The sequence below is a fragment of the Elusimicrobiota bacterium genome (genome assembly GCA_016180815.1).
GTDB lineage: Bacteria > Elusimicrobiota > Elusimicrobia > JACQPE01 > JACQPE01 > JACPAN01.
In genome coordinates this window covers 18,021-36,725 of sequence record JACPAN010000018.1, presented here as the reverse complement: position 1 = coordinate 36,725, position 18,705 = coordinate 18,021, and the positions used below count along the sequence as shown (strand labels likewise).

Below are 18,705 nucleotides of genomic sequence, written 5' to 3'. Positions count from 1 at the left end.
CTTGACGCTTGGGCGTAAATATGGGATTGTTGGGTGGCATCATCCTTAATAAAAAGGAGTTCCAATTTGATGATTCGATGGGCAGGGTTTAACCGTTTCCTTCCATGGCGAGCGTCTCGTTGGCCGGCGATTCTTTGCTGTTCGGCGGTCTTAGCCGCTGCCGGCTGCCAAAAATTTAATCTGGGAGGTTCCGCCGTAATTAAAAAAGGTTCCAACGTTAAAATGCACTATACCCTGACCGTCGACGGCCAGGTTATGGATTCTTCCACGGGGCGCGAACCGTTGGCCTTTGTTCAGGGTTCGGGTCAAATCATCCCGGGTCTGGAAGCGGCCTTGGAAGGCTTGAAAACCGGCGAGAAAAAGCAAGTGACCGTCGCTCCCGAACAAGGATACGGCGTGCGCGATGACCGCGCCATTCAAAAGGTGCCAAAAACGGCGTTTGATAACGCCGCCGGCCTTAAAGTCGGCTCTGTCGTTTCCGGCCAAGCCGGAAACCGGCCGTTTCAGGCCGTGGTCACGGCCATCAGCGCCAAGGAAATTACGCTTGATTTGAATCATCCGTTGGCCGGCAAAACCTTGAATTTCGCCATCGAAATCGTGGAGGTCAAAGGAAGCTGACGCTTCCGGCGCGCCTGATCAAGATTATTTCCGGAGGCCAATCCGGCGTGGATCGGGCCGCTCTGGATGCGGCCATTGAGATGAGCTTGCCACACGGTGGGTATGTACCGAGGGGGCGATTGGCTGAAGACGGACCCCTGCCCAGGAAATATCAAATGACGGAAACCGCTTCGCCGGAGTATGCGGTGCGCACCGAGATGAACGTGTTGGCCGCGGACGCGACCCTGATTCTTCATCGCGGGCCGTTGACCGGCGGAACAAAATACACGGCGGCTCTTTGCCATCGTCATAAAAAACCCAATTGCGTCATTAATTTGGAATATGCGCTCGCGCAAGCCGCCGTCGCCGAAGCAGGAGGTTTTATCGCGCTTGTTAAGCCCAAAGTGCTTAATGTGGCCGGGCCCAGGGAATCCGTGTGCCGCGGCATCTATCAGGAGGCCAAAATGATTTTGATGCGGGTTTTTGAATTGATCAAAAAAAATAGCTTGAAGGCCGCCGTGACGCTTGTTCTGCTGTCCGCGTTCATGCCCTCCGTAGTTGAGGCCGGCTCATCTTGTTTCGATTCTCCGGCGAATGATGCCGGGGCTTTTTTAGATTTGCCTCCGGGCTATCGTTACTCAGTTTTGCTGGAATCCGGGCAACGCATGGCGGACGGCCGCTCCTTCCCTTTCCGCCCGGATTTAAACGTCTATGTGCCTTTGCCAGGAAACCGCGGGTTGTTGATCGTCAGCCACGAACTGGCCGCTGATTTTAGGAAAGAATGGGGCCCCGGCGCGTTGACCAAGCATTATTTGATCGACGGCAACATTAAGGAGTCCCGTCTGCTGGCTGAGGGAATGAGAAACAATTGCAGCGGCTCGCTGACGCCGTGGGGCACAGTGTTGACCAATGAGGAATTTCCGCGCGAGCCTTATGAAAATTATCCGGATGAAGGCTATGTCTGGGAAGTTGATTATGTGACCGGTGAAAAATGGCGCCGGGACGGCTTGGGCCGGTTTTCTCACGAGAGCTCCGTGGTGGCGCCGGATGGTTTCGTTTATATGACCGAGGATTTTTCCGAAGGGTTGCTTTATCGCTTCGTCCCCAAGAACAAGGGCGATCTCAGCGCCGGGCGGCTGGAGGTTTACCGGCGGGATCAAAAGAATTGGGTTGCGGTGGACGATGTTTATCATGCCAGGGCCGAGGGCGCGGTGCGCGGGGGGACGCCGTTTAACCGCCTGGAGGGGCTGGCTTTATCGCCCGGCGGGCGTTTCCTCTATATTTCCGAAACCGGCGAGAAAGATCCGAAAAAAAAGGATCCTTACGGCCGCATTTACAAAATGAGCCTCAAGGATTTTTCGTTGAGCGTTTTTTTCGAAGGCAGCGGTTCGACCATGAGCAATCCCGACAATATTGTGTTCGATCAAAGGGGAAGCCTCTGGACGCTGGAAGATCAATTTTCGGCCAATATTAAAAAGCACGGCGGCAATGAAGTTTGGGTGATCCGTCCCAACGGGCAGCCGTGCTTGTTCGGGCGCTTCCGGGATGATTCCTGCGAAGCCACGGGCCCGGAGTTCACGCCGGACGGAAAATCGTTGTTTCTAAACATTCAATGCGACAATCAACCGGACAAAACAATCAAAATCACCGGATTCTAGCCGAAGCATCGCCGGCGTCAAAATTACCCCGGGAATTCTGGGGCGTTACCTGGAAAAAATTCCGCGCGGCGGCCGTGCGCCTGATCAAACCCGGCGACCGGGTCTTGGCTTTGGTTTCCGGCGGACCGGACTCAAGCGCCATGGCCTATTGGTTGTCGATGCTGGCTCAACGCCGTCGTTTTGATTTGGCGATCGCTCATTTCGATCATACCTTGCGCCCGGAACAAGCGCCCGGCGAGCGGCGTCTGGTCGAAGGCCTGGCCGGGCGCCTGGGTCTTCCTTTTTATTTCCGGCGGCTTCCCGTGGCCGGCTATGCCAAAACTCGGCGGCTGAGCTTGGAAGACGCGGCCCGGCGCCTTCGTTACCGGGCGGCCGCGTTGATTGCCCGGCGCCATGGATTTACCCGCGTGGCCGCGGCTCATACGCTTGAAGAACAGGCGGAAAGCGTGTTGATCAATATTTTGAGGGGCGGGTCTTTGGCCGGGCTTTGCGGCTGCCGCGAGCAAAGACCGTTGTCTGCATCCGGCCGTATTTTGCTGGTGCGTCCGATGCTGGCCGTTTCCAAGAGAGAAGCCCTGTCTTTCCTTGAATCCCGGGATTTCATTTATGTCCGTGACCCCATGAATCACAACCCGCGTTTTTTGCGAAGCCGGGTCCGGTCCGAGATTTTGCCCAAGCTGGTCGAACTCCATCCCCGGGCCCTTGAACATCTATCTGGTTTAGGCGAAAAATTAGGGGTAGAATAAGCATAACGGACCTAATTATGGCCACAACCACAAAAACCAGAGCCAAAAGAATGCCCGCCCCTCGGGGCGTGAGCGAGGTTTTGTTCACCCCGGAGCAAATCGCCAAGCGCGTTTCCGCATTGGCCAAAAAAATCAGCGCAGATTACCAGGGCAAAAATTTGGTTGTGATCGGCATCCTCAAAGGATGCATTGTTTTTTTGGGGGATCTCGTGCGCCAGATCAAAGTTCCTTTAGAACTCGATTTTTTAAGCGTATCGTCGTATGCCGGGGAAAGCACCACCGGCATGGTCAAACTCAATTTCGACATCAAGGCCGATGTCCGGGATTGCGACGTTTTGCTCATCGATGATATTGTGGACACCGGTTTTTCGCTCGCCTTCGCCAGAAAGCATCTTTTAAGCAGGGAACCAAGGAGCTTGGAAGTGGGCGTTTTGCTCGACAAGCCCCAGCGCCGCAAAGTTTTCGTGCCGGTGCGTTACACGGGCTTTACGGTCCCCGATCGTTTTGTGGTGGGGTACGGTCTTGATTACAACGAGCGGTTTCGCGAACTGCCCTATATCGGCGTTTTAAAAAGCGAGCGGCTGGAGCCTTAAGGAGGTTACATGGACAATAAATCCGGCCGTCAATTGGCCCTCTGGGTCTTGGCTCTGGTTTTTATTTATTTCCTGGTGCACGCGTTCCAAAAATTTTCCACGGAAGAGCCTGTGGCGTATTCGGAATTCAAGCGTCTGCTCAGCGACAAGAGAATCGAAAACGTCGTTGTTCGAAACGACTTAATCCGCGGCTATTACAAGGACAACGAAGGCAAACTCAAGGCGTTTCGCACCATTCCGTTGCCCGATCCCAAGCTGGTGGAAGCCATGCAGGAAGCCGAGGTTAAAAGCTTCGAAGGCGAACCCGAGCGCAGTTGGTTGACCGCGATTTTGATCAATTTCGGTTGGATTATTTTCTTTTTCGGCGTGTGGTGGTTTATTATGACGCGCCAAATGCAAATGGGCGGCCGCCAGGCCTTATCTTTCGGCCGCAGCAAGGCCAAGCTGGCCAACGCCAATAAAAAGCAGAAAATTACGTTTGTCGACGTGGCGGGCTGCGATGAGGCCAAGGAAGAATTGATTGAGATCGTCGAATTTTTAAAAAATCCTCAAAAATTCCAACGCCTGGGCGGAAAAATCCCGAAGGGGGTCATGCTCTATGGGGCGCCGGGCACGGGCAAGACGCTTCTGGCTAAGGCCGTGGCCGGCGAAGCAGGGGTTCCTTTCTACACGTCTTCAGGCAGCGAATTTGTGGAAATGTTCGTAGGCGTAGGCGCGGCGCGCGTGCGCGATCTTTTTGAGCAGGCCAGAAAAACCGCCCCAGCCGTCATTTTTGTCGATGAATTGGACGCCGTCGGACGCTATCGCTTCGCGGGCATCGGGGGCGGCCACGACGAACGAGAGCAGACGTTGAACCAGCTGTTGGTGGAATTGGATGGATTCGATACCAAAGAGGGTCTGGTGTTGATCGCGGCCACGAACAGGCCGGATGTGATCGATCCGGCGCTGCTTCGCCCGGGCCGATTCGACAGGCACGTCAATATCCCGGCCCCGGATTTAAAGGGCAGAGAGGATATCCTTAAGGTTCATGCTAAAACCGTGAAATTTAATGCGGACGTGGATTTTAAAGTCATTGCCCAGAGGTCCCCGGGCTTCGTGGGTTCGGATTTGGCCAATGTCATCAACGAGGCCGCCTTGTTGGCGGCCCGGCGCGATAAGCAGGCCGTGGAGATGACTGAATTGGAAGAGGCGATTGAGCGCGTGCTGGCCGGGCCTCAGCGAAAGTCCCGTTTGATCTCGGATAAAGAAAAGAAAGTCATCGCTTATCATGAGGCCGGACACACTCTGGTGGCCAAAAGTCTTCCCGGCGCCGACCCCGTGCACAAGGTCTCCATTATTCCGCGTGGTCCTGCTTTGGGGTACACGCTTCAATTGCCGTCCGAGGACCGGTATTTGACGACTAAGACGGAGCTGCTCAATCGTTTGGCCGTTCTTTTGGGCGGGCGTTGCGCCGAAGAGTTGATTTTCGGGGAGGTCACCACAGGGGCCCAGGATGATTTGATGAAAGCCACCAGCTTCGCCCAGCGCATGGTGACCGAATTCGGCATGAGCGAGAATTTGGGCCCGGTGACGTATCGCAAACAAAACGAAGAAGTTTTTTTGGGCCGTGATTTGGTTCGTTCGCATCAGTATTCCGATCAAACCGCTGAAAAAATCGACGCGGAGGTCCGCGGACTAATCGAACAAGCCCGCTCCCGTGCCAGGAAAATCCTTGAGCTCGGCCGCGTGGCTTTGGACACCCTGGCTTCAAAACTGATCGAAAAAGAGGCGTTAGACGGCCGCGAAGTCGAGGATTTGATACGTTCCGTCGCACCCCAGCTTCTGCCGCAAACCGCTTAGCCGCGGATGAAAAAAGCTGCTGACGTCCCGTCGATCGATTCGTTGCCTTCGGCCGCCGGCCATCCCCGGTCCCTGCCTAAAATCATGGGGGTTTTAAACGTTACCCCCGATTCTTTTTTCGACGGCGGCCGCTATACGGGGGAATCCGCTTGGGCGCGTTTTGAGGAGATGGTCCGGGAAGGCGCGGATTTAATCGATATCGGCGGCGAATCGTCGCGTCCGGGTTCCGGGCGCGTCGGCCAAGACGAGGAATTGCGCCGCGTGAGCGGGCTGCTCCGGCGGTTTCACGAGCGGCGTTCGACTTTGCCCGCCGGTTTGGCGGTGTCCATTGACACGATGAAAGCCGCAGTCGCTTCCTTGGCGGTGGACAGCGGCGCCGGCGTCATCAACGATATTTCCGCTTTGCGTCACGAACCCGACGGGATGCTGGACGCGCTGCACCGACGCCCCGGCGTCAACATCGTGTTGATGCACATGCGGGGCGACCCCGCGACCATGCAGGCCGATCCCCGTTATGACGATGTCGTCGGCGAGGTCGAGGCGTTTTTCGAAGAGCGCCTGCGTTTTGTTCAGGACAACGGCGTCAGCCTTGATCGCGTCATCTTGGACCCGGGCATTGGCTTCGGCAAAACGCTCGATCATAACCTGCGTTTGTTGCGTCATCTCAGTGAAATGAAGCGGCGCCTAGGCCGGCCGGTGTTAATCGGCGCTTCGCGTAAATCTTTCATCGGGCTGATTTTAAACGGCGCGGGCCCCCAGGACCGTTTGGAAGGCTCATTGGCCGCGGCTTTATGGTGTGCGGATCACAACGTGGATTACCTTCGGGTTCATGATGTGTGCGCCACGCGGCGCGCGCTCGGCGTTTGGGCCGCGATGGCCGGCTGATGAGTCCTCGTTGGGCCGAGATCATCCGCATTTTTATCGATCTTTGCTTGGCCAGTTTTCTCCTTTACCGGGTCATCGTGCTCATTCGCGGGACCAAATCAATGCAAGTGGCGATCGGTTTGCTTGTGCTCATGTTTTTGACCTATATGGTGCGTATGCTCAATCTCACCGTGACCAGCTGGCTGCTCGATCAATTTTGGCTCGCCGGCATTTTGCTGTTGGTGGTGGTTTTCCAACCGGAGATCAGAGATGCTTTGGCTGATTTGGGCAAAAGTCCGCTGGTGGCCAAGGTTTTGTTTTCGGAACAAGTCGATTTCCTGACGCAAATTAAAAAAGCGGTGGACGATTTTTCCGCAAGAAAAATCGGGACCTTGATCGTTCTGGAGCAGGAAATCGGGCTTAAAAACTATATCAATACCGGCATTTCCATCGACAGCCGCATCACCAAAGAGCTGTTGGTCGCCATTTTTCAGCCGCCTTCGCCGCTGCATGACGGCGCGATCATCGTGTCGACGGACGGACGCTTGCTGGCCGCCAAATGTATCTTGCCGGTGACCAGCAGCGCCGAGGTTTCCAAGGCCTATGGCGTCAGGCATCATGCGGCCGTGGGCTTGGCCGAGGTTTCCGATGCCATCGTGATCGTGGTTTCGGAGCAGACCGGGCAAACCGCCGTGGCCAGGAACGGCCGTCTAGATCCAGAGGTTGACGTCAATCAGCTTTTCGATGAACTGCGCATTCTTTATCAGAACAAAGCCAAAAAAAGCCTTTTGCGCGCCATCGAGTCCCAGACCGCCGGCGGCCGCAGAAACACCTAGGTCATGGCCGACACCCTGAGCATTTTCGGCACGGACGGCATCCGCGGCCGTCCCGGCCAATTTCCTTTAATCAACGATGTTTTAGTCCGTTTAGGCCCGGCCTTCAGCGGACTTCTCGACCGGCGGCCGTCGGTTCTCCCGCCGTCAAGGGAGCGCATGCTGGTGATTGCCCGGGATACGCGAGCCAGCGGCCGGGTTCTCAACGGCCTTGTGGCTCGCAGTTTTCAAGAAGCCGGGTTTATCCCCCATGATTTGGGGATTTTGCCGACTCCGGCCATCGCTTATCTTGTGGCCGGATTAAACGCGGCGCTGGGTTGCGTCATTTCCGCCAGTCACAATCCGCCTGAATACAACGGCCTTAAATTTTTCGGCCCCAGAGGCCAGAAAATCCCAGAGGATTGGGAGCGCGATATCGAAAAACAATTGCTCGGCGGCGCCCTTAAACGCCGCGCTTCGCCGGCGCGCAAACGCCGCGCGCCGCCGGGCTCCAGCCTGTTGTCCGGCGCCTTGCGTCCTGATTGGGCCCGGCGCCGCTATATGGATTTTTTAAAGTCCCGCTTGGCCGCGTATCTTGATTTTCGCGGGTTGACCGTGGTCGTGGACGCGGCTCATGGCGCGGCCGCGCAAGTTTTGCCTGATCTTCTTCGGGAATTAGGCGCCGTGGTCCATGTCTTGGGGGTTCAGCCGAACGGCCGCAATATCAATGTTGATTGCGGGGCGTTGCACCCTCAACGATTAGCGAGTATGGTGCTCAAAAAACGGGCGGATATCGGCTTCGCTTTGGACGGAGACGGCGATCGTTTGGTGGTGGTTGATGAGCGGGGCCGGGCGTTGCCCGGCGAGTGGGTGCTGGCGACCGTGGCCCTTGAGCGGCGGCGTTTGAGAGAAAAAGGCTCCGATGCGTTGGTGACGACGCAGGTGTCCAATTTTGCGTTAAGGCATTTTCTTGAAAAAAACGGCGTCGGCGTTATTGAAACAAAGGTCGGGGATCGTTGGGTGTTGGAAGCTCTGCAGGAGGCGGCGCTGGGATTCGGCGGGGAAAATTCCGGGCATTTTATTTGGCCGTTCGTGTTGCCGAGCGCGGACGGCTGTCTGGGCGCCATGATGATCGTTCAAATGCTTCTTGAGTCCGGGCGGCCGGCGTCCAAGTTATTCGCGCGGTTTCCATTGATGCCTCAAGCCGGCCTTCAAGTTCCTTCCCCTGCCGAGAAGCCGCCGCTGGAAAGTTTGCCGGTTTTCCTCAAGGAATTGGGCCTCGTGAGCAAGGCGTTGGATCATAAGGGGCGCGTTTTAGTCCGTTATTCGGGGACAGAGCCTGTCTTGCGCATTTTGTTGGAAGGAGAAATGCGTTTATCCGGCTTAAAAACAATGGCCGAATCTTTAAAGCAGGCGTACTTAAAAGCGATAGAATAGGGTTGTTTCAGTTTTAAGCGTCTAATCGGTATAAAAGGAGCGGATTATGGCTACGGCAAAACTCGGGGTCTGCCTTGATTATTTCGCCCAATTAAGGGAAGCGGGGGGAGAAGACACTCCTGAATTGTCCGACGTGGCCAATGAGCTGTCCAAGGCCGGCGTCCATGTTTTGTTGGCTCATTTGCGGCCGGAGAAAAAACCGCTGACGGAAAAAGACATCGCGGATTTAAAGCGCCAAACCAAGCTTTCTTTGCAGCTTCATTTGGCTCCTGATCCGGGTTTGGTTCCGGCCGCGGCCAGATTGTCTCCGGCTGTCGTTGTTTTTTCACCGGAAAAATCCGGCGAAGAGACCAGAGGCTTTGAGATTCAGAAAAATGAGGTGCAAAAAGAGGTGGGCAAGGCGATCGAAAGCGTCAAGAAAAAAGGCGTTAAAGTCGGCCTTCTCCTTGAGTCCAATGCCGTGGATATCCGTCTAGGCAAACGCCTGGGCGCTGATTTGATCGAACTCAACGCCCGGACCTATATCAAAGCCTCCTCCAAAGCCCGCCGCCAGTCGGCTCTTGAGGACCTGCATATCGCGGGACGTTTGGTGCGCGAATTGGAACTCGGTCTTCATGTCGGCCATGGCTTGGACTGCGATCATGTGGCTGAAGTCGCTCAGGTTTATGAGGTGCAGCAAATCAACGTAGGGTTTGCTTTGGTGGCCAGGAGCTTGTTTGTGGGCTTGCCCACGGCCGTGGAAGACATCTTGGAAGCCATCCGCACCGGCTCTGAGAATCCTCTGACATTGGAGGCCTGACGGCCGCATGTGCGGCATTGTCGGTTATTTAGGCAAACGTCAAGCCGGCCCGATTCTTCTGGAGGGTCTTAAGCGTCTTGAGTACCGGGGCTATGATTCAGCGGGCATCTGCGTTTTTTCTCCCAACGGCAAACTAGATATTGTCCGCGTCGTCGGCAAGATTTCCGGCCTTGAGCAGCGCTTGAGCGAGCGCCCGGTGGCCGGCTCATGCGCCCTGGGGCACTGTTTAAGCGCGGATACATTGATTCAATTGGCGGACGGGCGGTCCGTCAGAGCCGATTCATTGGGCGACGTTTGTACTGTTTTGGCTCTTGATCCCCAAAGCCTTAGAATCGTTCCGCATCAGGCTAAAGTTTGGTCGCATCCGGCGCCGGAAGAATTAATCGAAATTCGCATTCCTTTCGGCAAATTAGTTTGCACGCCCGAGCATCGTTTGTTTTTTACCGACAGCGAAGGAAATTTGACGGCCAAACGCGCCGAGGAGATTGAACCCGGGGACATTTTGCTCCATGCCAGGTCATGGGATTGCGAGGGAGCGCCGATTAAGTTTCAGCCGGTTCCTCTTTCCCGATATTACCGTCTCGGTCCTCTGTCGCGAGGCATCATCAAGGAGGCTTTGTTGCATCATGGAGGAGGCAGGCGGGTGGCGGAGATGGCCGGCGTCAGCACATCCATGATGGAACATATCAGGGATGAATCCAGAAATGTGGCCGAGCCTTTGTTGAACCAATTAAAGGAATCCCTCGGATTGAATTTGCCTGATGCCGAACCGGTGGATAGCCGCCACGGCAGTTTCGTTCATCTGCCTCAATCATCGGAACCGGGCGTGATGCAATTCATCGGTTACTTGATGGGCGATGGGCATATCGGCCGGCGCGGGTTGCGTTTTAAAGACCCTGACGGCGATACTTTGGAAGTTTATCGCAATCTGGCTCAAAAACATTTCAATGTGCGGGGCAGGATAGCCTCGATTCCGCAAGTCAAAGCCTATCTTTTGGAGATGAACAGTTTCGGCCTGGCCCAATGGATGCGCGTCAATGTCGCGCAGCGCCGGAGCGAACTCATGGAGAAAGCGGGCGGCCTGCCCGGCGATCACCTTGCAGGTTTGCTGCGCGGTTTATTCGATGCCGAAGGCTACGTAGCCCGGTCTGCCGGTCAAATCGGGTTGACCATGATTAATTTGGAATTGGTGCGGCAAATTCAGGGTTGGTTGTTGCGTTTCGGCATTTTGACCTCGTTAAGAGAATCTCAGCCGGACAGGTCCCATCGTCGCCCCAGCACATCAATGACTTTGTTGATTTCACGCCGGGATTCCTTTGTCGCATTTCGAGATGCGATCGGATTTTCGTCTTATCGTAAATGCCGTCAGTTGGATCATGCGCTTAAAGGAAAGCGCAACGGTTTTTATCTTTCTTCTTGGGCTGTTCCGATTAAAAAACCGATTATTAAAACCAAGATGCTGGACGCCGGAATCAAAAAATCAGCGTTGAGGCCTTTTGACGGAGAGGGACGCCTGAGCGATGGCCAGGTTGAAAAATTCATTGAAGCGTTCAAAAATGAGCCGCAGGCGCGGGAAACGATCGGCCGGATGAGGCGTTTCTTAGCGGCTGACGTGCGCCACCAAGAGGTGGTGTCCGTTCGAAGAATTTCTTCAAACGGAAAACCGGTTTACGACCTTGAAGTCGAAGAATTTGAAAATTTTTTTGCCAACGGAATCCTGTCGCACAACTCCCGCTGGGCGACGCATGGCCGCCCTTCAGAAGAAAACGCTCATCCGCACACGGATTGCTCGGGTGAAACGGTTCTGGTTCATAACGGCATCATCGAGAATTACCTGGAGCTTAAAGAAGAGTTGTTGAAACGCAAACATGCGTTTCGTTCGGAAACGGACACCGAGGTGCTGGCCCATCTTTTTGAGGAAGAGATGCCTAAAAAAGAAGGGGTCAACGTTTCCGACCGGGATGTCTTGAAAGCCGTGGGCCGGGTTTTGAAAAAATTGCGCGGCGCTTATGCGCTGGTGGTGATGTCCAAATCATGGGGGCGCCGCATCGTGGGCATCCGCAAAGATTGCCCCTTGGTCGTGGGCGTTGGCCAAGGCCGTGATGAGTCGTTCTTAGCTAGCGACATCCCCGCGCTTCTTCCGTTCACCAAAAAAGTCGTTTTTGTCGAGGACAATGAAGTCGTTTTGCTGGCGGAACATCAGCCGCCTAAGATTTTTTCCGCTTCCGGCGCGCCGGTGCGCCGCGCGCCTCAGGATGTGCCCTGGGACCCGTTGATGGCGGAAAAGGGCGGGTTCAAGCATTTCATGCTCAAGGAAATTCATGAGGGCCCGCGCTCGTTCGAGGATACGCTGCGCGCCCGCGCCTATGATGAAAATTTGGATTCCCTGCTTCAGGAGGTCAGCCTCACTAAAGCCCGGGTCCGTTCCCTGCGCCGGGTTCAGTTTTTGGCTTGCGGCACGGCCTTTCATGCGGGGTTGATCGGGGAGTATCTGTTCGAAAAATGGGCGGGCCTGCCCGCGCGTGCGGAAATCGCGAGCGAATTCCGCTATGCCTCCCGAAACGTTGAGCCCGGCACATTGGCCGTGGCCATCAGCCAATCCGGGGAAACGGCGGACACCATCGCGGCGTTGCGTTTGGCCGCGCAAACAAAGGGCGTCGCCACCACGGGCATCATCAATCAAATCGGCTCCACATTGACCCGTCAGGTCAAGGGAACGCTTTACACGCGTTGCGGACCGGAAATCGGCGTGGCTTCGACCAAAGCTTTCATGGCGCAATTAGCGTCCTTATATTTATTGGCGCTGGGGTTCGGACGGGTCAGGGGAACATTAAGCGCCAAAGCATTCCGCGCATTGACGCATGATCTTCTTGAGCTGCCCAATAAATTAAGGTCCGCGATCAGCCATCTTGATCCGGCCGTCGCCGAATTAGCCCGGGAATTCCAGGAAGCCAAGGGGTTTTTGTATTTAGGCCGGCACATGATGTACCCCATCGCCTTGGAAGGCGCTTTGAAATTAAAAGAAATCTCCTACATTCACGCCGAGGGTTACGCGGCCGGGGAAATGAAGCACGGCCCCATCGCCTTAATCGACAAGGATATGCCCGTGTTTTCTTTCTGTCCCAAGAATTCTTCGGTGTATGAAAAAACCCGTTCTAATTTAGAGGAGGCCAAGGCTCGCGGCGCCCGGATTTTAGCGGTGATCACCCAAGGCGATCATGGTCTCGATAAATTGAGCCATCGGAATTTGGCGGTGGCCGGCGCCGGGCATGAGTTTTTCGAGCCTGTGTTGGCCGTGGCCGCGGCGCAGTTGTTCGCTTATCATGTGGCGAATTTGAAGGGATTGGACGTGGATCAGCCGAGGAATTTGGCCAAAAGCGTCACGGTTGAATGACAATTATCGGCACCGGCGTTGATATCATCGAGATCGAACGCATCAAAAAAGCCGGCAAAAACCCCCGCTTCCTGAGCCGCGTTTTCAGCAAAGAGGAATTGGCTTATGCCGTGAAAAGCCGGAAAAAATGGGAGCGTTTGGCTGTGCGTTTCGCGGCCAAAGAAGCCGTATGGAAGGCTTTAAGCAGCCCCAGCGTCAATTTGAGGGATATCACGGTCCAGCGTTTGGATAACGGCAAGCCGATCCTTGATTTGAGCAAGTTAGGTTTTCCAAAAAAATGGAAAGCCTCGATCACTCTTTCTCACTCCGATCATTACGCGGTCGCCTATTGTTTGGTTTATTCAGAATCATGAAGCCTGTTACCGCCGCCATTGTCCGCAAAGCCCTGCCTAAGCGCCGGACCGAGACTCAGAAATGGGATTATGGGCATTGCCTGGTCGTGGCCGGGTCCCGCCGCCTGTTGGGCGCGGCAGTGCTGACCACTAAGGCGGCTTTGCGCGGCGGCGCGGGCCTGGTGACTTTGGCCACGCCGAGGAGTCTTCAGGCTTTGGTTTATTCCCAGATTCTCGAAGCCCTGACTCTGCCGTTGGAGGAAACCGTGGACGGCACCGTTGATTGGGGAGCTGTAGGCACGATTAAAACCTATGCCAAGGAGCGCGGGGTTACTTCGATTGTCGTGGGCCCGGGTTTGACCCGCCAGGAACAAACCACTCAATTTATCCGGACCTTGGTCAAGGAAGTGGAAATCCCCATGGTTTTAGACGCGGATGCTTTGAATGTGAAGCCTCCGTTGGACGGCCAAGCGTTTCGTTGTTTAACCCCGCATCGAAAAGAATTCAGCCGTTTGATGAGCATTCCTGAAGATGAAGTGATCAAAAAGGGCCCGGCTTTGGGCCGGGCCTTCGCCAAAAATCATCCCAACGCGGCGTTGGTTCTCAAGGGTTTTAAAAGCAAGGTTTTTTTCCGTTCCCAAGCCTGGCAAAATCCGACCGGCAATCCGGGTATGGCCAAGGGCGGATCAGGCGATGTGTTGGCCGGATTAATGGGCGCTTTTGTGGCGCAACTGGCCGCCCGTAAAGTACCCATTGGGGATTATCTGCAGGGGGTTTTGGCCGCTGTTTATCTTCACGGTTTGTCCGGTGATTTGGCTTGCCGGGCGTTAAGCGAAGTGTCCATGAACGCGGAAGACATCGTGGCCCATCTCCCAGAGGCCATGAAAAAGACATTGAACCGTTAATGGCCGCTAAACTTAGTGATATCGGTGAATTCCGTTTGATTCATCAGCGCATTTTGCCGTCCTTGGGACGCCAGGCTAAATTAGGCGATGATTGCGGCTGGTTTGATTTAGGCGACGGCAAGGTGCTGTTAGCCAGCACGGATTCTTTGGTCGAAGATTCTCATTTCCGGAAGTTGTGGATGTCGCCCGGGGAATTGGCGGTTAAATCCCTGCGCACGGCTTTAAGCGATGTGGCGGCCATGGGCGGGGGGGAGCATTGTTCGGCTCTGGTGGCCATGGGCTTGGGACGCCGGGCGCCAGCCTCGGAATTCGACGATTTTCTGGCGGCTTTGCGCCGGGAAGCCGGAAAATGGCGGGTTAAAATTTTAGGAGGGGATTTGACCGAAATTCCCCAGAACTCCAATGGGCATCAACACGGGGGCGGGTTTGTCACGGTCACTGTTTTAGCGGTGTCCGAACGGGCCCGTCTTCTTTTGCGGTCCCAGGCCAGGCCGGGGGAAACGCTGTGGATATCAGGCCCGATCGGGCTCGCCAAAGCCGGGCTGGAATACTTGGATTCAGGGCAGAAGCCCGCGTTGTTCGCGTCGTTAGCCCAGGCCCATAAGCGTCCTCCTCTTCGCTTGGTCGAGGGCGCGCGTTTATCCGTGCGCAACATCTCCCGGGCGGCCATGGATTTATCCGATTCATTAGCCTGCGCGCTATTATGGATGGCCAAGCTTTCCCGCGTTGATTTTGAGGTCAATTTGAGGCAAATCCCGATCCCAAAAATTCTTGGCCAGTGGTCGGCTATGCGCCGGAAACCGTTGGTTGATTATTTTTTATACGGGGGCGAGGATTATGAATTGTTGTTTACCTCGACTTCCTCCGCGCGCATGGTTAATCGTTTTTTGCCCGAGGCCTATCCCATAGGACGGGTGATGAAGGGTTCGGGCGCGGTGCGGGTTTCGGACTTGGACGGACGGGAAATTTTTGTCGATGAGAACACCGTCGGCTATCAGGCGTTCAAATAAATGTTGATCGAATTGACGGAAAAACTCGGACGCCGCTGGCTGAACAACCGGGGCATTCAAAGCCGCTGGGCTCAAACGTCAGGCGGCCGCATCCATTTTTTTGACGCGCCGGGCCACGGCGAATTGCCTCCCGTCGTTTTATTTCACGGGATCAGCACGACGGCCACGTCATTCGGGTTTTTAATGGAAGCCTTGCGCCGGGATTTCAGCCGCGTTTTGGCTTTTGATACGCCGGGCCATGGATTAAGCGAGGTGCCCCGCTTTGCGACGCTCGACACTCTTTATGAACATTTGACTCAGGCGCTCAAGCCGGAATTGGGGACCGGGGCGGCGGTCATTTTCGGCAATTCTTTGGGCGGAGCGTTTGCCGTTAAATGGGCTCTTGAACATCCCGGCTTAACCCGCGGCCTGATTCTTGTTTCCCCCGCCGGCGCGCCCATGAGCCCATCGGAAATGGCCAATTTTTTCAAGATTTTTCCGCGCCATTCCCCGGCCCAGGCCAGGGAATTTTTACGCCGTCTGTATCATCGAGCGCCCTGGTATACGCCTTTGATCGCGCCGGGTGTTCACCGGCTGTTCGCCCGCCCCTTAATTACGGATATTTTGGAATCAGCCAAGCCCGACCGTCATTTCACGCCCGAGGAGCTGGGGTCTTTTACCATGCCCGTCATGTTGATTTGGGGCCGCTCGGATAGGGTGATGCCGCCCAATCATGCCGGCTATTTCAAGCGGCATTTACCCGAAGGTTCTGTGATCGAAGAGCCCGAAGGTTTCGGGCATTGTCCTCATTTGGACAATCCGCTGCGGCTCGCTCGTTTGATCACCATTTTTGCCCGTGAGCGTGCGTTGAACGCAACACAGGGGAATCGTTCATGAAATTTCTGTGGAATGATCGAAAGGCCGGAACCGACCCTATCAGCCAGCTCATTCATCTCTCTCGCTTAATCGGCGCTGATTCGACGTTGACCCAACCCGGCGGCGGCAATACCTCGATCAAGGTTAAAGAAAAGGACCGTTTGGGCCGCGAGCAGGATATTCTCGTCGTCAAAGGCAGCGGTTCGGACTTGGCCTCGGTTGATAAAAAGGATTTTGCTCATCTGGCTATTCGTTCTCTTGATGATTTGAAGCATTACGATGATTGCTCCGATGAATCCATGATGGACTTGATGAGCAAGGCAGCCGTGGCTCCGGGCCCGGCTCCTTCGGTTGAAACACCGTTACATGCGTTTTTGCCGTATCGCGTGATCGCGCATACCCATGATTTTGCCACCCAGGCTTTAACCAATACGCCCAATGCCGGAATGTGGATGCAGGAAGTTTTCGGCGAGCGCCTTGTTTTTTTACCCTATCAACGCCCGGGTTTTCCCTTAGCCAAAAGCCTGGCCCGCATTACTCGTATTGATAAAGCTCAAGGCATGGTTTTGGAGCACCATGGTTTGGTGGTTTGGGCGGATACGCCAAGGGAATGTTACACGCGGCTTCATGCCTTCATTAATCGCGCTGAACGCTTTATTAAAATTCGTTCCCGCCGCGCTCAATCCCTCGGTTCCGCGCGTTTTGCTCCGGCCTCCCATCAACCCAAAGCATTAAGTTCGTTGTTTCCTTTTTTGCGCGGACTTTCAAAGGGCGCTTTATTGCATTGGGACGCGTCTGCCGAGGCTTTGCGCTTTATTCATTCGCAAAAAGCCGCGGCCTTGGCCCGCGCCGGTTACGCCACCTTGGAGCATATCCTGCGCTGCGGCCGGCAGCCGCTGTATATTCCTTTTGATTTTTCCCGGGCGCCGCTTGAAAAAGCCAAAACTGTTTTGAAAAAGGCCTTTGTTTCCTATGAAAACGAGTACCGGCGTTATTTCAACCGCCATCAAAACGGCCAGGGAATGCTTGAACCCCGGCCCAAAATTCTTCTGCTGCCTGGGGTGGGCCTTGTGGCTGCGGCTGATACCAAAGCTCGCGCGCGTTTGGCAGCCACCTGCTATCGACATAGTATGCGTGTGATCGAAGCAGCCTGCGGCCTTGACCGTTTTTCCTTTATATCCGAACAAGAGCTTTTTGATGTGGACTATTGGTCCCTTGAGTTGGCCAAGGTCAAAGGCCCAAAGCCGGAGTTTCACCGTAAAGTCGTTTTTGTTACCGGCGCCGGTTCCGGCATTGGCAGGGCTGTGGCCGGGGCTTTTGCCAAGCGCGGAGCGCATGTGATCGCTGCGGATCTCAACGCTGCCTTAGCCATTGAAACAGCTCAAGAGATCGGCCGCGACACCAAAGACGCCGACCGGGCCTCTGCCGTGGCCGTGGATGTCAGCCGGGAATCAAGCGTCGCCCGGGCTTTTGAGCAAGCCGCGCGCGTTTTCGGCGGAGTCGATATTATCGTCGCCAATGCGGGTTATTGCGAACCGGCTCCTTTGGCTGGCGTTAAAACAGATATTTGGGACCGGCATTTCGCAGTTAATGCCCGCGGCGTTTTGCTTTCGGCTCAAATCGGCAGCCGCTTGATGAAAGAACAGGGCGCCGGCGGCACGATTTTAGTCAATGTGTCCAAGGCAGCGATGGTTCCGGCCAAGGAAAACGCGGCGTATACTGCGTCCAAAGCCGCGGCTTTGATGCTCGCTAAAAATCTGGCCTTAGAATTGGGGCCTTTAGGCATTCGTGTCAACGCCGTTAATGCGGATTTCGTCAACACGCCGTTATTCATGAAATTGGCCGGCCACCGAGCCAAGAAAAATGGCGCTTCGTTGGAGCAAACGTTGGCTTCTTACCGTTCCCGCAATCTTTTGGGCGTGGGTCCTTTGGAGCCCGAAGCTGTGGCCGAGGCTTTTGTGTATTTGGCTTCGGACAAGGCCAAATACACCACCGGCGGGCTCTTGACCGTGGACGGCGGCCTCCCCGAAGCCATGCCCCGATAGCTAAGTTTTTAAGCGCGCGGCCATCGCAAACTCAAAAAAATAGCGGTTTAAATCTTCTAGCTTGGAACCATATTCCGGGCCGCCCAGCCAGGCATCGCAGAGAAATTCTCTGGCGCGAACCAGTTCTTTAAGGCGTCCATGCCAGCGAGGGTCCGCGATGGTGAGATCAAGCAGTTCCAAAGCCCGGGTCATGGCGCCGTCAAAGAGAGGAGGATCTTTTTCCTTCCAACGAATAGCGCGGCTGAGTTCGCTGCCCACGTTCCCAAGCTGGTTGAACAGCGAAAGAGCATGCCATCGTCCGGCCGCCAATTCAGGATGATTCGTGCTCATGGATTGCGGATGAGTTTTTCAGCGATTTCTTCGATTTTGGCCCGTAAACCTGCGTCATCAACGCCTCTTGAGCGGTTGCTCTGGGATGGCCGCACATTGATCATGGAATCGAATTCAATCCATTCTTTTTTAGATTTGCGCGGATAGATGTTAATGCCCCACAAATTGTTTTGTTGCGATCCATTTTCTAAAAGAATCGTTTCTTCATCGGCGTGAAGCTCGCCGCCGATCGCCATCATGGACTGTTCCACGTCCACAACCGCTTTGACAAAATCGCCGAATTGGGTTTCGGCCATTTTGGCGAGTTCTGCCATAGAAATCGGTTCACGGATAATGCGGATTGTCATGGATTAGCCCTATATTATCAGTTTCCGCCAGACACCATCCTTGCCCCCCGTTTTTTCTCCTGTTATGCTTTAATTGTCGAGCGGGACTTTAATTCCAACTTGGCCCCGGCTATAACGGGGGCCTAAAGCGGAAGAAGGGAAA

At 55.0% G+C, this 18,705-nt stretch carries 16 protein-coding genes and 1 pseudogene; 15 read left to right on the top strand and 2 right to left on the bottom strand.

The features are described from left to right. Positions 1-69 precede the first annotated feature (69 nt). The 15 genes and pseudogenes from HYT79_10105 to HYT79_10035 all read left to right on the top strand — a co-directional run bounded on the left by HYT79_10105 (position 70) and on the right by HYT79_10035 (position 17,886). Positions 70-618 (top strand): peptidylprolyl isomerase, encoded by a 549-nt coding sequence (locus HYT79_10105; protein ID MBI2070937.1) that lies wholly within the window; start codon positions 70-72, stop codon positions 616-618. Between the two features lie 14 nt (positions 619-632). Beyond that, a pseudogene (locus HYT79_10100) lies at positions 633-1,058 on the top strand (putative molybdenum carrier protein). A 1,151-nt stretch (positions 1,059-2,209) separates the two neighbouring features. After that, positions 2,210-3,001, top strand: a complete 792-nt coding sequence (gene tilS, locus HYT79_10095; GenBank protein MBI2070936.1) for a tRNA lysidine(34) synthetase TilS — start codon at positions 2,210-2,212, stop codon at positions 2,999-3,001. 50 nt (positions 3,002-3,051) lie between these two features. Then, positions 3,052-3,594, top strand: coding sequence for a hypoxanthine phosphoribosyltransferase (hpt, locus tag HYT79_10090; GenBank protein MBI2070935.1), 543 nt, complete (start codon positions 3,052-3,054; stop codon positions 3,592-3,594). Positions 3,595-3,603: 9 nt separating this feature from the next. Next, positions 3,604-5,433: an ATP-dependent metallopeptidase FtsH/Yme1/Tma family protein gene (locus tag HYT79_10085; protein ID MBI2070934.1), complete on the top strand. Its 1,830-nt coding sequence runs from the start codon at positions 3,604-3,606 to the stop codon at positions 5,431-5,433. Positions 5,434-5,439: 6 nt separating this feature from the next. Continuing rightward, a complete protein-coding gene (folP, locus tag HYT79_10080; protein MBI2070933.1) occupies positions 5,440-6,318 on the top strand; it encodes a dihydropteroate synthase in 879 nt (292 codons plus the stop codon). Further along, positions 6,318-7,133 (top strand): TIGR00159 family protein, encoded by an 816-nt coding sequence (locus HYT79_10075; GenBank protein MBI2070932.1) that lies wholly within the window; start codon positions 6,318-6,320, stop codon positions 7,131-7,133. The genes folP and HYT79_10075 overlap by 1 nt, the downstream gene beginning before the upstream one ends. 3 nt (positions 7,134-7,136) lie before the next feature. Beyond that, a complete protein-coding gene (gene glmM, locus HYT79_10070; protein ID MBI2070931.1) occupies positions 7,137-8,546 on the top strand; it encodes a phosphoglucosamine mutase in 1,410 nt (469 codons plus the stop codon). Between the two features lie 46 nt (positions 8,547-8,592). Then, positions 8,593-9,345, top strand: coding sequence for a pyridoxine 5'-phosphate synthase (locus HYT79_10065; protein ID MBI2070930.1), 753 nt, complete (start codon positions 8,593-8,595; stop codon positions 9,343-9,345). 7 nt (positions 9,346-9,352) lie between these two features. Continuing rightward, on the top strand, positions 9,353-12,739 hold the full coding sequence (gene glmS / locus HYT79_10060) for a glutamine--fructose-6-phosphate transaminase (isomerizing) (protein ID MBI2070929.1): 3,387 nt from the start codon (positions 9,353-9,355) through the stop codon (positions 12,737-12,739). Beyond that, the gene (gene acpS, locus HYT79_10055) at positions 12,736-13,092 is read left to right on the top strand and encodes a holo-ACP synthase (protein MBI2070928.1); all 357 of its coding nucleotides are present in this window, start codon (positions 12,736-12,738) and stop codon (positions 13,090-13,092) included. Before glmS ends, acpS begins: the two co-directional genes overlap by 4 nt. Continuing rightward, entirely contained in the window at positions 13,089-13,976 is an 888-nt protein-coding gene (locus HYT79_10050) for an NAD(P)H-hydrate dehydratase (protein MBI2070927.1), read from the top strand. Before acpS ends, HYT79_10050 begins: the two co-directional genes overlap by 4 nt. Beyond that, on the top strand, positions 13,976-14,986 hold the full coding sequence (gene thiL / locus HYT79_10045; protein ID MBI2070926.1) for a thiamine-phosphate kinase: 1,011 nt from the start codon (positions 13,976-13,978) through the stop codon (positions 14,984-14,986). Before HYT79_10050 ends, thiL begins: the two co-directional genes overlap by 1 nt. Further along, positions 14,987-15,862 carry an alpha/beta fold hydrolase gene (locus HYT79_10040; GenBank protein MBI2070925.1) on the top strand — a complete coding sequence of 292 codons (876 nt, stop codon included), beginning with the start codon at positions 14,987-14,989 and terminating at the stop codon, positions 15,860-15,862. Then, positions 15,859-17,886: an SDR family oxidoreductase gene (locus tag HYT79_10035; GenBank protein ID MBI2070924.1), complete on the top strand. Its 2,028-nt coding sequence runs from the start codon at positions 15,859-15,861 to the stop codon at positions 17,884-17,886. The genes HYT79_10040 and HYT79_10035 overlap by 4 nt, the downstream gene beginning before the upstream one ends. On the opposite strand, the gene HYT79_10030 is transcribed toward HYT79_10035, so the two are convergent. Then, positions 17,887-18,216 carry a hypothetical protein gene (locus tag HYT79_10030; GenBank protein ID MBI2070923.1) on the bottom strand — a complete coding sequence of 110 codons (330 nt, stop codon included), beginning with the start codon at positions 18,214-18,216 and terminating at the stop codon, positions 17,887-17,889. It lies immediately after the preceding gene. Then, positions 18,213-18,557, bottom strand: a complete 345-nt coding sequence (locus tag HYT79_10025; protein ID MBI2070922.1) for a hypothetical protein — start codon at positions 18,555-18,557, stop codon at positions 18,213-18,215. Before HYT79_10025 ends, HYT79_10030 begins: the two co-directional genes overlap by 4 nt. Between the last annotated feature and the right edge of the window lie 148 nt (positions 18,558-18,705).

What these genes read in the sequence shown, in the direction of transcription:
- HYT79_10105 (MBI2070937.1), top strand. Translation starts at nt 70, where the DNA reads ATGATTCGATGGGCAGGGTTTAACCGTTTCCTTCCATGGCGAGCGTCT.
- tilS (MBI2070936.1), top strand. Translation starts at nt 2,210, where the DNA reads ATGCGACAATCAACCGGACAAAACAATCAAAATCACCGGATTCTAGCC.
- hpt (MBI2070935.1), top strand. Translation starts at nt 3,052, where the DNA reads ATGCCCGCCCCTCGGGGCGTGAGCGAGGTTTTGTTCACCCCGGAGCAA.
- HYT79_10085 (MBI2070934.1), top strand. Translation starts at nt 3,604, where the DNA reads ATGGACAATAAATCCGGCCGTCAATTGGCCCTCTGGGTCTTGGCTCTG.
- folP (MBI2070933.1), top strand. Translation starts at nt 5,440, where the DNA reads ATGAAAAAAGCTGCTGACGTCCCGTCGATCGATTCGTTGCCTTCGGCC.
- HYT79_10075 (MBI2070932.1), top strand. Translation starts at nt 6,318, where the DNA reads ATGAGTCCTCGTTGGGCCGAGATCATCCGCATTTTTATCGATCTTTGC.
- glmM (MBI2070931.1), top strand. Translation starts at nt 7,137, where the DNA reads ATGGCCGACACCCTGAGCATTTTCGGCACGGACGGCATCCGCGGCCGT.
- HYT79_10065 (MBI2070930.1), top strand. Translation starts at nt 8,593, where the DNA reads ATGGCTACGGCAAAACTCGGGGTCTGCCTTGATTATTTCGCCCAATTA.
- glmS (MBI2070929.1), top strand. Translation starts at nt 9,353, where the DNA reads ATGTGCGGCATTGTCGGTTATTTAGGCAAACGTCAAGCCGGCCCGATT.
- acpS (MBI2070928.1), top strand. Translation starts at nt 12,736, where the DNA reads ATGACAATTATCGGCACCGGCGTTGATATCATCGAGATCGAACGCATC.
- HYT79_10050 (MBI2070927.1), top strand. Translation starts at nt 13,089, where the DNA reads ATGAAGCCTGTTACCGCCGCCATTGTCCGCAAAGCCCTGCCTAAGCGC.
- thiL (MBI2070926.1), top strand. Translation starts at nt 13,976, where the DNA reads ATGGCCGCTAAACTTAGTGATATCGGTGAATTCCGTTTGATTCATCAG.
- HYT79_10040 (MBI2070925.1), top strand. Translation starts at nt 14,987, where the DNA reads ATGTTGATCGAATTGACGGAAAAACTCGGACGCCGCTGGCTGAACAAC.
- HYT79_10035 (MBI2070924.1), top strand. Translation starts at nt 15,859, where the DNA reads ATGAAATTTCTGTGGAATGATCGAAAGGCCGGAACCGACCCTATCAGC.
- HYT79_10030 (MBI2070923.1), bottom strand. Translation starts at nt 18,216, where the DNA reads ATGAGCACGAATCATCCTGAATTGGCGGCCGGACGATGGCATGCTCTT.